The organism is Enterobacter sp. JUb54 (assembly GCF_014298075.1).
Taxonomy (GTDB): domain Bacteria; phylum Pseudomonadota; class Gammaproteobacteria; order Enterobacterales; family Enterobacteriaceae; genus Klebsiella; species Klebsiella lignicola.
This window is the reverse complement of sequence record NZ_CP060418.1, coordinates 364748-378092: the sequence shown is the minus strand read 5'-3', so window position 1 is coordinate 378092 and position 13345 is coordinate 364748. Positions and strand designations below refer to the sequence as shown.

The following is a 13345-nucleotide window of genomic DNA, read 5'->3' as shown; positions in this document are numbered from 1 at the left end:
TTTCTCTCCTGTGATTAAGGGATGACGGACAACAGCGGCTGGCCGGCATCGACCACGCTGGTGGAGACGATCTCGACGCTACGATAATCGTCGCTGTTGCTGATAATAATGGGGGTCGCCAGGTCATAACCGGCGTCCAGAATAGCCTGTCGGTCAAATTCGAGCAGCAGATCGCCGGCCTTCACCCGGTCGCCTTCTTTAACGTGGGCGGTAAAGGGCGCGCCATCGAGCTTCACGGTGTCGATACCGACGTGGATCAACAGTTCAATGCCGCTATCGCTGAGCAGGCCAATCGCATGTTTGGTCTGGAACAGCGACGCCACCTCCCCGGAGAACGGCGCAATCACTTTGCCGACGGCGGGAATAATCGCCACGCCCTGCCCCAGCAGGCCGCTGGCGAAGGTGCTATCGGGAACCTGATCCAGCGCCAGCGCGGTGCCGGACATCGGTGCGAGGATCGCGTTTTCCGCAACAGGACCAATCGGCACGCCAGCAGGCTCGGTGCGGTTCCCCGGCAGGCCCGCGACAAAGGTCAGCACGCAGGAGATAACCAGCGCCGCAACGATACCGACCACCCCGCCCCAGACGGTGGCATCGATGCCCTGCGGCGGGATCATCTGCGCGAGGGTGAAAATATTGGCAAAGCCAAAGGAGTAAACGTGGCTGTCGCTCAGGCCGACAATCGCCCCGCCGATGGCACCGGCCACGCAGCCAAAAATAAACGGACGGCGCAGCGGCAGGTTCAGGCCATAAATCGCCGGTTCGGTAATCCCAAAGATCCCGGCGGAAACCGCAGATCCCGCCAGCACTTTTTGCCGGGTATCACGGGTGCGCAGGAAGATCCCCAGCGCCGCGCCAACCTGCCCCATCACCGCCGGCAGCAGCATCGGCAGCATCGAGTCCTGGCCCAGTACCGTCAGGTTGTTAATCATCAGCGGTATCAGCCCCCAGTGCAGGCCGAAAATCACGCAGACCTGCCACAGCGCGCCCATGGCGGCACCCGCCAGCCACGGCGCCACGGTGTAGATAATCTGGTAGCCGTGGGCCAGCAGCTGGCTTAACCAGGTGGCCACCGGGCCGATAGCCAGGAAGGTCAGCGGCACCACTACCACCAGGCAAATCAGCGGCGTAAAGAAGTTTTTCATTGCCGACGGCAGCAGCGCGTTGCCTTTACGCTCCAGCCAGCAGCTCAGCCACGAGGCGAGGATAATCGGGATCACCGAGGAACTGTAGTTGATAAAGGTCACCGGGATGCCGAGAAAATAGCTCGCTTCCGCGCCGGGCAGTTGAGCGCCTTCAAAGGCCTGGATCATCAGCGGATGGGTCAGCGCACCGCCGATCACCATGGTAATAAACGGATTGCCGCCGAATTTTTTACCGGCGGTGTAGCCGAGAAACAGCGGGAAGAAAAAGAACAGCGCGTCGCTGGCGGCAAACCAGATTTTGTAGGTTGCCTGCTGCGGCACCAGCCAGCCGCAGACCACCGCCAGCGCCAGCAGCCCTTTGAGGATCCCCGATGCCGCCAGTACGCCGATAAACGGTGTGAAGATAGCGGAAACCACGTCAATCACCTGGCCCAGTACCGAGGTTTTCTCTCCAGTATCTGCCACCGGCTCGCTGTCGTCGGTGAGGCCCGCTTCGTTGCGTACCGCCTGCCAGACATCGTGGACGTGGTTGCCAATCACCACCTGGAACTGGCCGCCGCTTTCCACCACCATAATCACGCCAGGGTTAGTTTTCAGCCCTTCCGCGTCGGCCTTTTTGTTCTCTTTGAGTTTAAAGCGCAGTCGTGTGGCGCAGTGAACCAGACTCACAATATTCTCTTTGCCGCCAACCCGGCTCAGAATATCCTGCGCGAGTGCTTTGTATTCCATGCTGTTTTCCTTTCTTCCGCTGCCTGCCGGCAACAGTGACTGAGTATAAAAATAAAAAAAACCCGAGAACCACGCCGGGAAAGGCGTCGCGCTCAGGTTTTGCCTGCGTTATGCAGTAACAATCCAGTTTTATCCCCTTCAATCCTTCAAGTTGCCTCGGTGTTGACTGCACCCTCGCACCCCGGTCACTTATCTGTGTAAGCGCCTGGGGATTTACGGCTTTGCCGCCGACAAGCCACTCGAATTATTTTGGGTATAGTCAGAAGGGATCAGCGCCCTTCTTTTCTCACTCGCTCGATATGGATGGCGAGAAACATAATTTCTTCCGTCGTCAGCGACCGCTGGTAGCTTTTCTGCAGATGACGGGCCACGGTTTCCGCACATTTCCACGCTTTGGCGTAGTTTTCTTTTACCGCGCTGTGCAGCGTGACGTCATCATCTTCCACCACCGTGCGCGTCAGCATGCGCTGGGCGAAAAACTTCAGGTGGGTGACAAAGCGCTGGTAGCTCAGCGACTCCTGGTCATAATTCAGCTGGAGCTGATATTTCACCAGCTGCAGGATCTCCTGCATCACCCGCGTCACGTGCATTACTTCCGGCATTTCGCTGTTGAGCTGCGCGGTGACCAGGTGCAGGGCAATAAAGCCCGCTTCATCTTCCGCCAGCTCCACCCCGAGCCGCCGGGCGATAATGGCGCGGGCCTCCTGCCCAAGCTCAAACTCTTTCGGGTAAAGCCGCTTAATTTCCCACAGCAGCACGTTGCGCAGCGCCACCCCTTTTTTTTGCCGCTCGATGGCAAAATGGCAGTGGTCGGTCAACGTGATGTACAGGCTTTCCTGCAGTTTCCCCAACCGCCCGCGCGCCAGTTCAATAATCCGGTCGCAGGTGGTCATGACTTCTAACGGTATCTGACTGAGTAATTCGCCTAAGCGTCCTACCAGCTCATCACTGTGCAGCGCGAAGACTTTTTCAATTTTACTTTCATCCAGAGTGTCACCGACGCGCTTTTGAAAGGCCAACCCGCGCCCCATCACTACCTGCTCGCGTCGCTGCTCGTCCAGAATAACCACCACATTATTATTAAGAACTTTGGCGATTTGCATATGAACCCCAAAAACAAAAAAACCTGACCCCCGACAAATGCCAGAAATCAGGTTTTGCCTGCCGCAGCAGTAGCAATCCAACTCCCGCACTGTAACAACTTCTTTGTTTGTCTCAACTAACGAAACAAAAAAACGTGATACAGATCGCGACTAAATGCCCGTCGCCCGGCCGGCTGTCAGAAAGTCACCACCGTTTTCCACTCGATGACCCAGGCATCCTGAGTCTGGGCAACGCCGCCCGGACGATGCCAGTACTGCAGGCCGGGCTGAAGTTCGAGCCATGAAAGCGGGCGCAGGCGATAGTACAGTTCGGCATTCACCGAATGACCGGCCACCGGCTGGTAGTTTGCATCGTAGTAATCCGTAGCGCCGCTGACCTCGTTCATGTACTGCTGGTTGCGGGCGTAGTGGCTGCTCATATCAATGTAGGTGACGCCAAAGCCTAACCAGTCCTGCGGACGGGCATCAAACAGCCCGCGATAACGCATGGACGCGGCGGCGGTGGTATGAATGTAGTTGCTGCGCTGGTCACCGAACCCGGCGCTGAGCGAGACGCTCATTCCGCGGTTGGGATCGTCGGCATGGCGGGTTACCTGCTGGTTCATCCCGGTATAGAGGAACCAGGTGCGGTTATGCTGGGCGTATCCTTCGGGATCGCTGGCCCCTGGGCCGCCGGATTTCCCGGTATAGAGATCGCTTTGCGGCGCGTTGGTGAACAACACCCCGAGGTTATAGGCGCCGGAAAGTCCGTTGATCACCGGACGCGCTTCAATTTCGACCGGCAGCAGAATGCCTTTACTGCCTTTGGTTGACCAGCTCCACGCGTGGCTGCGGGAAGAGGCCTCTGGGTTTTGCTCCATAATGCCGCCTTTCAGCGTCAGTTCCGGCGTCAGTTTATATTCCAGCGTCGTCCCCCAGGTGTGGACGTTCCAGTTGTTCCACGTCATGGAGTTTGCCGACTTGCCGCCACACTGCATCAGGGTCTGGAAATCACAGGGGATTATCTGATCGAAGGTCTGGACTTTGTTCATCATGCCGATACGCCAGGTCAGGCGGCGGTCATCAAAACTACGGGCAAAGGTCAGCCAGCCAAGGCGGGTAATCGACTGTCCACCCCAGCTCTCCTGGGTCAGGTCGTTAAAATTGACCCGCGGATCCTGCAGCCGTTTGGTCGTCAGATCGTCGTTATGATTGCGGTTAACAATATTGCCTTCGATACGCGCATCGGGGATCCCGGTCCAGCGCTCGAGGTCCTGGGTAAAGGTCAATGCCACCTGGTCGATATAAGCCAGATGTTTATCATGGTTATATCCGCCGCCGGCGTTATAGCCCATTTCATTCAGGTAGCCGAAATTATAATTAAATCCGTTATCTTCGAGGATGGGACGAATTCCCAACATATCGCCAAGTAAACCGGTTTGTGGTTTTTCAAAACCTAATACCGTGCCGTTCCATTGTTCTGTTTCTGCTGCCAGCGCCCCCGGCGCCCACAGTGAAAATGTCATCACCAACAGCAGAGGATTTATTTTATTGTTGTGCATAACGATATCCATTGTGACTGAGTAAAGGTAATAGCGGTCCGCAGGCAATAAATTCGCCCGTTATTCATGTTCTTTTTTTATTTTTTGCAAAAGGTGTCCGTCAGTCATAAAACTGCCTGATTGATGAACCCAGAATAAAAATAACCCGTTGTTTTATATAGCCATTAAATTCTCTCAAGAATAAAAAGCAAAAAAAAACCTAAGCACTCCCGCCACGCATGGCGTAAGTGCTTAGGTTTTGCCTGTTATCAGTAGCAACCCTGAATATTAGAATCCCACAATATCACTCTGTTGAGGAAATTCCCATCACCAGAAAGTCCTTAAGTAATAAAGTGTGAGCAGATTAACAATCCAACCTAATAACGGGCAATCGCGGTAGCGATTTCTGCAGATGTTTTGAGGGTGCGAATTTCATTAAACAGCACCAGCGCTTCGCTATATTCTTTACGTAAATAACTAAGCCACTGTTTGATGCGCGCCACATGATACAGCCCGGTATCCCCCTGCTTTTCCAGCTGGGTATATTTTTGCAGTAGCGTTACCACCTGCGGCCACGGCATCCGCGGCTCGTTATATTTGATGACCCGGCTTAAATTCGGCACGTTAAGCGCCCCGCGGCCAATCATCACCGAATCACAACCGGTTGCCGCCAGGCAATCCTGGGCGCTTTGCCAGTCCCAGATTTCGCCATTCGCGACCACCGGGATGGTCAGGCGCTGGCGGATCTCGCCGATGGCCGCCCAGTTGATCCGTTCGGCTTTATAGGCGTCTTCTTTGGTACGCCCGTGCACGACAAGCTCCGTCGCACCGGCCTGCTGTACCGCATCGGCAATTTCAAACTGCCGGGCGCCGCTGTCCCAGCCGAGGCGAATTTTCACCGTTACCGGCAAATCGTCCGGCACCGCTTCGCGCATCGCCTTTGCGCCGCGATAAATCAGTTCCGGGTCTTTGAGCAGCGTCGCCCCGCCGCCGCTGCCGTTCACCAGCTTTGACGGGCAGCCGCAGTTAAGATCGACGCCCCATGAACCCAGTTCTACCGCCCGCGCGGCATTTTCTGCCAGCCACTGCGGATACTGCCCAAGCAGCTGAACGCGTACGCGAGTCCCTGACGGCGTGCGGCTGTGGTGGTGTAGCTCCGGGCACAGCCTGTAAAACGATTTTACCGGCAGCAGCTGATCCACCACCCGCAAAAACTCGGTGATGCAGAGATCGTAATCATTCACTTCGGTCAGCAGCTCGCGCACCAGCGAATCGAGCACGCCTTCCATCGGCGCCAGTAAAACACGCATTATTGTTACCCGGGGGAAAAAAGAGGCGCTATGGTAGCGTCTCTGTTCGTCGGTTGAAAGCAATCAATGTGTGAAGCGCCACGCTTACCGGGACGCGAGGTGGTCGCGGGACTACACGCGCTCAATAACGGTGTTATGCTACCTCTGGCACTGCGCCGTTTCACGGCGATGCCATCGCCATGTTTGCCATCTCATGGAAGGTTCCATTGCGCTATCCCAGGTATGCGTATAATTCATGATGTGATCGGTAGCACATTTCAAGGTTTAATTGTATGATGAATTCGGTTCATCAAGGGTTATTACCATGAGTAAATCGCTGAATATTATCTGGCAGTACCTACGGGCTTTTGTCCTGATTTACGCCTGTTTATACGCCGGCATTTTTATTGCTTCCCTGCTACCGATTACCATTCCAGGCAGCATTATCGGGATGCTGATTTTGTTTGTGCTGCTGGCGCTGCAAATTATGCCGCCCAAATGGGTCAACCCCGGCTGTAACGTGTTGATTCGCTATATGGCGCTGCTGTTTGTGCCCATCGGCGTCGGCGTCATGCAGTACTGGGATTTGCTGCGTGCGCAGCTTGGTCCGGTGGCGGTTTCTTGCACCATCAGTACCTTAGTGGTTTTCCTGGTGGTGAGCTGGAGCTCTCACCTGGTCCACGGCGAGCGTAAAGTGGTCGGTCAAAAAGAGGAAGTCAAAGATGATGCATGAAATCTGGTGGTCTTTGCCGCTGACGCTGATCGTTTTTTTCCTCGCCCGCAAACTGGCCGCACGCTTTAAATTCCCGCTGCTGAACCCCCTGCTGGTGGCGATGGTGGTGATTATCCCCTTTCTGCTGATCAGCGGTATTTCCTACGATCGCTATTTTCAGGGCAGCAAAATCCTCAACGATCTGCTGCAGCCTGCGGTCGTCGCGCTGGCCTTTCCTTTATATGAGCAGCTGCACCAGATCCGCGCCCGCTGGAAATCCATCATTACCATCTGCTTTATCGGCAGCGTCGTCGCCATGGTGACGGGGACAACCGTCGCCCTGCTGATGGGGGCCACACCACAAATCGCCGCCTCCATTATGCCTAAATCAGTGACCACGCCGATTGCCATGGCGGTCAGCGGCAGCATCGGCGGTATTCCGGCCATTAGCGCAGTGTGCGTGATTTTCGTCGGTATTCTCGGGGCGGTCTTTGGCCATACCCTGCTGAACCTGATGCGCATCCGGACTAAAGCCTCCCGCGGCCTGTCGATGGGGACCGCCTCGCATGCCCTCGGCACCGCCCGTTGCGCAGAACTGGACTATCAGGAAGGGGCATTCAGCTCGCTGGCGCTGGTGCTGTGCGGGATTATTACCTCCCTGGTCGCCCCCTTCTTGTTCCCGGTCATTCTGGCAATAGTCGGATAAATGTGATTTAAGTCACATTTATCAATGCAACAATGAAAAGTTGCACGAGCAATGAGATATTAGTCACATATACGGGCGATTGACGCCCGTACACTAGATTCCCATTACATTGTTAAGAGGCTACGCCATGCACCCACGTTTTCAAGCTGCGCTTCCCCTTCTGGCGGCAGACCTGCAAGCGGCCATCGCCCCGATGCTGAGCGACCCGCATTTTCCGGCTTTGCTGGATGCCGGTCAGGTCGCGACGCTGCGCAATGCGACAGGTCTGGATGAAGACGCGCTGGCTTTCGCGCTGTTGCCGCTTGCGGCGGCCTGCGCCCGTGCCGATCTCTCTCATTTTAACGTTGGCGCTATCGCCCGCGGTATCAGCGGCACCTGGTATTTCGGCGGCAATATGGAATTTCTCGGCGCGACCATGCAGCAAACCGTCCATGCCGAACAGAGCGCCATCAGCCACGCCTGGCTGCGCGGTGAAAAATCCCTGCAGGCCATTACCGTTAACTACACCCCTTGCGGCCACTGCCGTCAGTTTATGAATGAACTGAACAGCAGCCAGCTGTTGCGAATTCATCTGCCGGGCCGCGAAGCGCATTCGCTCCAGCACTATCTGCCGGATGCCTTCGGTCCGAAGGATCTGGAGATCAAAACGCTGCTGATGGATGAACAGGATCACGGTTTCCCGCTGGCGGGCGATGCGCTGGCGCAGGCGGCGATTCAGGCGGCCAACGCCTGCCATATGCCTTACAGCAACTCCCCGTCTGGGGTGGCGCTGGAGTTGAAAGACGGGACCATTTTTTCCGGTCGCTATGCGGAAAACGCCGCCTTTAACCCGACGCTGCCGCCACTGCAGGGCGCCCTGAACCTGCTGAGCCTTAACGGATACGATTATCCGGACATTCAGCGTGCGGTGCTGGCCGAAAAAGCCGACGCGCCGCTGATTCAGTGGGATGCCACCGCGGCAACGCTGAAAGCATTAGGCTGTCACAACATTGACCGGGTACTGCTCGGCTAAATAGCGTGTTATGCGGGCTTTTTAGCCCGCATTGTTGAAAAACCCCGCAATTAAACGATGGTTTCTTGCGCTTGCCCGACGGGTAAAGTAGCCTGATGTCTCCCTTATCCACATGAGCCCGGTGAATGTTAAAGCGTGTGTTATACAGCCTGTTAGTCCTGTTCGGCCTGCTGCTGTTGACCGTGCTGGGTCTTGACCGTTGGATGAGCTGGAAAACCGCCCCCTATATTTATGACGAGCTGCAGGATCTGCCCTATCGCCAGGTTGGGGTGGTGCTCGGTACCGCAAAATACTACCGCACCGGGGTTATCAATCAATATTATCGCTACCGGATTCAGGGCGCGCTCAACGCCTATAACAGCGGCAAGGTCAACTATCTGCTGCTGAGCGGCGACAATGCACTGCAAAGCTACAACGAGCCGATGACCATGCGCCGGGATTTGATCAAAGGCGGCGTTGACCCGGCAGATATCGTCCTCGATTACGCCGGATTCCGCACCCTCGACTCGATTGTGCGCACCCGGAAAGTGTTCGATACCAACGACTTTATTATCATCACCCAGCGCTTCCACTGCGAGCGGGCGCTGTTTATCGCCCTGCATATGGGGATTCAGGCCCAGTGCTATGCGGTGCCGTCGCCGAAAGATATGTGGAGCGTGCGCTTGCGTGAGTTTGGCGCCCGGTTTGGCGCGCTGGCGGATCTCTATATTTTCAAACGCGAACCGCGTTTTTTAGGGCCGCTGATCCCGATCCCCACCCTGCAGGAAGTGCCTGAGGGAGCTCAGTCCTATCCGGCCGTTACGCCAGAGCAGCTGCTGGAGCTGCAAAAGTCAAAGTAACGCCCCGCGGGTTTAATCGCTAAATTCAACCGCCCGGTTACGGCCAAGATGCTTGGCCTCATACAGCGCTTTATCCGCCTCATCGACCATTTTTTGATAATCAGGATGGCCGCGATAATAGCTCACGCCAAATGAAGCGCTGAGCGCCACGTTCTCCCCTTCCTGGGTCACAAACGGCGAGGCTTCAATGGTCTGACGAATTTTTTCAACCAGGCTCAGCGTCTGGTCACGCCTGACTTCCAGATAGACGATCATAAACTCTTCCCCGCCGTAGCGGAAAACATAGTCGCTGGCGCGGGTGTTGTCGGCGAGAATGCCGGCGATATGGCGCAGGACATCATCTCCGGTGGAGTGTCCCCAGGTATCGTTGATCTTCTTGAAGTGATCGACATCGAGCATCACCACCGAAAGGGCGTGCTCATTATCCATCGCCAGTTTGACTTCGTACTTCAGCACCGTCGACAGATAGCGGCGATTAAGCAGATTGGTCAGGACATCTTTGCCGCTTTCCAGACGGTTAGCTTCTTCAAACAGCGAAGTGAACAGGTTATTGATCGTCATGGTCTTCGAGCGAATATCGCTGAGCAGAGACTGAATGGAATCCAGTTCATTGCCACCGACCTCTCCGCCTTTGATCAGCATATTATCAATCGCATCAATCAGCAGGTTAATTTGTTCTATTTCCGGCTGTTTGCCGAAATGCTGACTACATTTATGGCGAAACCATAAACCAAATTCGGAGTCGCTGAGTAAATACGAGTGGATATTCGCCGTCCGCGATACCAGGGCGTAGATCAGCGCATTTTCCCAGTTAAATAGCGAGGCCTGCTGCTTACCTTTTTCCAGTTCAAGGTTAGCGATTAAATTATGCAGGCGGTATGACTCTTCATTTTTAGCTTCGCTGAACTGATAGTTTTCATAGGCATAGGTCATCAGTTCGCTGGCGATTTGAATCGATACCGAGACATATTGCTGCATCAGCGTATTGAGGTGGCTATCGAGGGACAGCGACTGAATATACTGCAGCATTGAGCGGGTGATGATGCGCATCCCTTTCAGCACCAGGCTTGCCGGGATCCCCACCCGCGAGTGGATATTACCGATGGTGAACTGCTGGCCGGCGAACGCCAGCAGCGCGTCGCCTTTTAAGGTCAGGGCGTTAATAATCCAGGTCCGCATCGAGTGGCGCAAACGTGTCTGGACCATCTCCGAGGAGAGGAATTTCTCCGCGTAGGGGTCCTCAAGCATAATGCTATAAAATTGCTCCGCGAGCTCCGCGGCTTTTTCATCGGCAATGCTTTGTAATTTAACAAAAACGGATTCAGAAATCTGTGTTGATAACTCAATCCACTCAGTGACAATTTGTTCGCTATATCTCATAAAACCACTCAACGCTTCTATCAATGTGCTTTTCATTAAAATGAGAGTAACTTCCTCATTAATGAAGATATTATTATCTTTTTGACAAAGATAAAAACCAGGCTATCTTCCTCCAAAACCGAGGAAAAGAGAATTATCCCCCCGGGTTTATTTATCTAATTTTGGACTTTAGTTCAGCGGCGCTTACGAGTGAAACAAAAAAGCCCGCACGGTTGGCGCGGGCGATTTCACTGCGGAATATTATTTCTTACGCGCGTATTTCAGGGAATCCAGCGCGACGGCGAAGATAATAATCGCCCCTTTAATAATATACTGCCAGTAAGGGTTTACGCCGATATAGGTCAGGCCGTAGTTGATTACCGTAAAGATGATAACCCCGGTCACCACCCCAAACACGGTACCCACACCGCCGCTGAACGATACGCCACCGACCACGCAGGCCGCGATGGCATCCAGTTCATACATAAAGCCGAGGTTGTTGGTCGCCGAGCCGATACGCCCCGCTTCCAGCAGACCACCGAAGGCATAGAACACGCCGGACAGCGCATAAATCACCAGCAGGTTCAGCGCGACGTTGACGCCAGAGACTTTGGCGGCTTCCGGGTTACCGCCGATAGCAAAGATGTTTTTACCAAAGCGGGTTTTATTCCACAGGATCCACACGAAGAACACCGCAATCAAGGCGTAGAACGTGATGTATGACAGGCGGAAGGTCCCCAGCGCCACAAACCCTTGGGCAAACTGCGAGAAGTGGCTGTCAAAGCCGGAGATCGGCGAGGCGCCCACAAAATCGTAGTACAGGGAGTTAATACCATAAACGATGATCATCGTACCGAGCGTGGTAATAAACGGCGTCACGTTCAGGTAAGCAATGATAATACCGTTAATCAGGCCGATAATGGCGCCAATCGCGCAGACCAGCAGGATCACCAGCGGAATCGGCATGGTTGCCATATCCGGGAACACCTTGTTGGCATTATCGACGGCCTGCAGCATGGTGGCAGCAATAACCGCCGCCAGGCCTACCTGACGTCCGGCAGACAGGTCGGTCCCCTGGGTAACAATCAGCCCGGCCACGCCAAGGGCGATAATAATACGCACCGAGGACTGGGTCAGGATGTTACTGAGGTTCAGCAAACTTAAAAACGTAGGGTCCTGGAAAATAATAATGGCCAGCAAAACCAAAAGAACAACGTAAATCCCACCTTCTTTCAGGTAGGTGAGAAAACTTTTTTTATTTAACGCGCTCATGAGAAGCCCCTGCTCTTAAAGATGCAACGACGCAAGACGTAAAATCTCGTTTTGCGTAGTAGTTTTTGTCTCAACAATGCCGGCGACAAGACCATTGCTCATCACCAGAATACGGTCGGTAATACCCAGCAGCTCCGGCATCTCGGAGGAGATAATGATGATCCCTTTCTCTTTCTTCGCCAGCTCAGCAATCAGCTGGTAAATCTCGAATTTCGCGCCAACATCGATTCCGCGCGTGGGTTCATCAAGCATTAAAATTTCCGGCTGGGTTAATAACCAGCGTCCAATAATGACTTTCTGCTGGTTACCGCCGGACAATGAACCAATTTGCGTGTGCTGGCCGGGGGTTTTCACCCGCATCGAATCAATTACCCACTGGGTATCGCTTTTCATGCGCGAATTATCCAGTAAGCCAACCCTGTTTTTATATTTCTTAATATTGGAGATCAGTGAGTTAAAACCGATATCCAGGTACGCGTAAATCCCGGTGGAGCGCCGCTCTTCGGTAACCAGGGCAAAGCCGTGGTTAATCGCTTCATTGGCGCTATGGTTATTTATTTTCTTACCGTGCAGCGTAATAGTGCCGCCTGACTTCTCGCGGATACCGAAAATGGTCTCCACAATATCGGTACGCTTGGCTCCCACCAGCCCGGCGATGCCGAGGATTTCGCCTTTGTGCAGGTCGAAAGAGATGTCGCGAATCGACGGCTGGCGCAGCGACGTCAGGTTGCGGACTTCAAGGATCACCTCACCCGGTTTGTTTTCACGGTCCGGAAAGCGCTGGTTGAGGGAGCGCCCCACCATCATGGCGATGATCTTGTCCATATCCAGGCCTTCGAGCGGCTGGGTGGCAATCCACTGACCGTCGCGCAGAACGGTAATCTCATCACACAGCTGGAAAATTTCTTCCATCTTATGCGAGATATAGACAATGCCGCAGCCGCGTTCTTTCAGCTTACGGATGATCTTAAACAGGTGATTGACCTCTTTCTCCGTCAGCGACGAAGTCGGCTCGTCCATAATGACGATTTTCGCGTCATAGGAGAACGCCTTCGCGATTTCAATCATCTGCATCTGCGATACTGACAGCGTACCGACGCGCGCGCGCGGGTCGATATCGATATCCAGTTCATCAAAGATCCCTTTGGTATCGCGATACATTTTATCCTGATCGACAAACACGCCTTTGGTGGGATAACGCCCCAGCCACATGTTGTCCATCACCGTACGTTGCAATACCAGGTTTAATTCCTGATGCACCATTGAAATACCGTTTTCCAGGGCCTCTTTCGCCGAATGGAAATCGATCTCTTTACCCTGAAAAAGAATACTGCCGGAATCTTTTTGATAGATCCCAAAAAGGCATTTTAATAATGTTGATTTGCCCGCACCGTTCTCTCCCATTAATGCATGAATAGAATGAGGACGGACTTTCAGATTGACATTATCGAGCGCCTTGACGCCAGGAAACGATTTGTTGATGTTGCTCATTTCCAACAAAAATTCGCCTGACCGTTCGCTATTATTGCTGACCATAGTTATACCTGGCTGCGTTCATGCACACCCCAACCGACGAATGAACGCCGAAGTCAGGATCTGGTTCTGTATCAGGAATAATCGGGCGGGAATACCCGGAGTCTTTCTGCTTGCAGTAACATT

The 13345-nt window shown here is 54.0% G+C and carries 10 protein-coding genes and 1 pseudogene; 4 read left to right on the top strand and 7 right to left on the bottom strand.

The genetic code is table 11. The annotated features are described in order from the left end of the window. Nucleotides 1-14: 14 nt before the first annotated feature. From bglF to dusC, 4 genes and pseudogenes are all read right to left on the bottom strand, one after another. A pseudogene (bglF, locus tag HF679_RS01680) lies at nt 15-1986 on the bottom strand (PTS beta-glucoside transporter subunit IIABC). Nucleotides 1987-2143: 157 nt separating this feature from the next. Continuing rightward, nucleotides 2144-2977, bottom strand: a complete 834-nt coding sequence (bglG, locus tag HF679_RS01675) for a transcriptional antiterminator BglG (protein WP_123755139.1) — start codon at nt 2975-2977, stop codon at nt 2144-2146. A gap of 176 nt (nt 2978-3153) precedes the next feature. Beyond that, the gene (locus HF679_RS01670; RefSeq protein WP_123755140.1) at nt 3154-4518 is read right to left on the bottom strand and encodes a carbohydrate porin; all 1365 of its coding nucleotides are present in this window, start codon (nt 4516-4518) and stop codon (nt 3154-3156) included. Between the two features lie 356 nt (nt 4519-4874). Continuing rightward, nucleotides 4875-5807, bottom strand: coding sequence for a tRNA dihydrouridine(16) synthase DusC (gene dusC / locus HF679_RS01665; protein ID WP_123755141.1), 933 nt, complete (start codon nt 5805-5807; stop codon nt 4875-4877). Between the two features lie 304 nt (nt 5808-6111). On the opposite strand from dusC, the gene HF679_RS01660 reads away from it, so the two are divergent. The 4 genes from HF679_RS01660 to sanA all read left to right on the top strand — a co-directional run bounded on the left by HF679_RS01660 (nt 6112) and on the right by sanA (nt 9055). Beyond that, entirely contained in the window at nt 6112-6519 is a 408-nt protein-coding gene (locus HF679_RS01660; RefSeq protein WP_123755142.1) for a CidA/LrgA family protein, read from the top strand. Further along, a complete protein-coding gene (locus tag HF679_RS01655; protein WP_123755143.1) occupies nt 6509-7204 on the top strand; it encodes a CidB/LrgB family autolysis modulator in 696 nt (231 codons plus the stop codon). The genes HF679_RS01660 and HF679_RS01655 overlap by 11 nt, the downstream gene beginning before the upstream one ends. A gap of 127 nt (nt 7205-7331) precedes the next feature. Beyond that, nucleotides 7332-8216 (top strand): cytidine deaminase, encoded by an 885-nt coding sequence (gene cdd, locus HF679_RS01650; protein WP_123755144.1) that lies wholly within the window; start codon nt 7332-7334, stop codon nt 8214-8216. A gap of 125 nt (nt 8217-8341) precedes the next feature. Beyond that, the gene (sanA, locus tag HF679_RS01645) at nt 8342-9055 is read left to right on the top strand and encodes an outer membrane permeability protein SanA (RefSeq protein WP_123755145.1); all 714 of its coding nucleotides are present in this window, start codon (nt 8342-8344) and stop codon (nt 9053-9055) included. A 12-nt stretch (nt 9056-9067) separates the two neighbouring features. On the opposite strand, the gene HF679_RS01640 is transcribed toward sanA, so the two are convergent. The 3 genes from HF679_RS01640 to mglA all read right to left on the bottom strand — a co-directional run bounded on the left by HF679_RS01640 (nt 9068) and on the right by mglA (nt 13222). Continuing rightward, a complete protein-coding gene (locus tag HF679_RS01640) occupies nt 9068-10435 on the bottom strand; it encodes a GGDEF domain-containing protein (RefSeq protein ID WP_187042528.1) in 1368 nt (455 codons plus the stop codon). Between the two features lie 240 nt (nt 10436-10675). Further along, on the bottom strand, nt 10676-11686 hold the full coding sequence (gene mglC, locus HF679_RS01635) for a galactose/methyl galactoside ABC transporter permease MglC (protein WP_123755147.1): 1011 nt from the start codon (nt 11684-11686) through the stop codon (nt 10676-10678). A 15-nt stretch (nt 11687-11701) separates the two neighbouring features. Beyond that, nucleotides 11702-13222 carry a galactose/methyl galactoside ABC transporter ATP-binding protein MglA gene (gene mglA, locus HF679_RS01630; protein WP_123755148.1) on the bottom strand — a complete coding sequence of 507 codons (1521 nt, stop codon included), beginning with the start codon at nt 13220-13222 and terminating at the stop codon, nt 11702-11704. Nucleotides 13223-13345: the final 123 nt, after the last annotated feature.

Excerpts from the sequence above, each read along its gene's own strand:
- dusC (WP_123755141.1), bottom strand. The coding sequence starts at position 5,807 with ATGCGTGTTTTACTGGCGCCGATGGAAGGCGTGCTCGATTCGCTGGTG.
- bglG (WP_123755139.1), bottom strand. The coding sequence starts at position 2,977 with ATGCAAATCGCCAAAGTTCTTAATAATAATGTGGTGGTTATTCTGGAC.
- sanA (WP_123755145.1), top strand. The coding sequence starts at position 8,342 with ATGTTAAAGCGTGTGTTATACAGCCTGTTAGTCCTGTTCGGCCTGCTG.
- HF679_RS01640 (WP_187042528.1), bottom strand. The coding sequence starts at position 10,435 with ATGAGATATAGCGAACAAATTGTCACTGAGTGGATTGAGTTATCAACA.
- HF679_RS01660 (WP_123755142.1), top strand. The coding sequence starts at position 6,112 with ATGAGTAAATCGCTGAATATTATCTGGCAGTACCTACGGGCTTTTGTC.
- cdd (WP_123755144.1), top strand. The coding sequence starts at position 7,332 with ATGCACCCACGTTTTCAAGCTGCGCTTCCCCTTCTGGCGGCAGACCTG.
- HF679_RS01655 (WP_123755143.1), top strand. The coding sequence starts at position 6,509 with ATGATGCATGAAATCTGGTGGTCTTTGCCGCTGACGCTGATCGTTTTT.
- HF679_RS01670 (WP_123755140.1), bottom strand. The coding sequence starts at position 4,518 with ATGCACAACAATAAAATAAATCCTCTGCTGTTGGTGATGACATTTTCA.
- mglA (WP_123755148.1), bottom strand. The coding sequence starts at position 13,222 with ATGGTCAGCAATAATAGCGAACGGTCAGGCGAATTTTTGTTGGAAATG.
- mglC (WP_123755147.1), bottom strand. The coding sequence starts at position 11,686 with ATGAGCGCGTTAAATAAAAAAAGTTTTCTCACCTACCTGAAAGAAGGT.